1 protein-coding gene and 1 pseudogene are annotated in these 691 nt (G+C 53.5%); both read right to left on the bottom strand.

The annotated features are described in order from the left end of the window. Positions 1-200, bottom strand: a 200-nt coding sequence (locus O9X78_RS20795) for an ATP-binding protein (protein WP_269621595.1), incomplete at its 3' end; no start/stop codon positions are given. A 70-nt stretch (positions 201-270) separates the two neighbouring features. Further along, positions 271-691: pseudogene (locus O9X78_RS20790) on the bottom strand (IS21 family transposase); the annotation flags it as partial.

Below are 691 nucleotides of genomic sequence, written 5' to 3'. Positions count from 1 at the left end.
CTCAATTTAGCCTGTCTCAGTAAGCGGACAATTTTACGGTTGTCTCGGCAAGTAGACTCACTATTGACCAGTAAGCTGAGGCGCTCGAAGAAGCCCAGCTCCTCGTAGGTGGTGGGTTGATCCAGTTGCTGAGCAAGGGCATCAGCCATGCCGGTGAGTCGCAGGCTGTGCAGCAGTTGCAGAGTGTGTTGGTGGTTCATGGTGTGTTTCCTTTTGGTTTTGGTTTTGGTTTTGGTTTTAGCTTAATTTGGGCTTAGGTTTGGACTGGGGTTAATGGTAGTAATCGCTGCCACGCACATTGGCATGCGTCAGTGGCAAGGTGGTTTTCGACTCGGTTTCAGCGGTATTGATCGGGACTTTGTCCATGCTATTGCTGAGGATGGAAGCGATGTTTTTGTAATGCATACCGCCGATGTGTACCGCGCGATGACAAGCGGCTTCTAAGCGCGCTTTGCCATACTTCTTGCTGAGATTAAGCAGACCGAGGCAGGCGCGATAACCGTGTTCAGGGTGACGACGACTCGCCAACTGATGCTCAATGACGGTCTCGGCATGGGGGCCGATACTCGCTGCCCAGCTCAGAAACCGCTGGGGTGACCACTCCTGATGTTTGCGATGTGCTTTGGCCATGTGCAATGGGTCGGTGGTGTGGCCACCGGCATGATGAACGCGAGGATGCACGGCGACTTGC

This window comes from Zhongshania aquatica, from assembly GCF_027257955.1.
GTDB lineage: Bacteria > Pseudomonadota > Gammaproteobacteria > Pseudomonadales > Spongiibacteraceae > Spongiibacter > Spongiibacter aquatica.
This window is presented reverse-complemented; position numbering and strand designations above follow the sequence as displayed.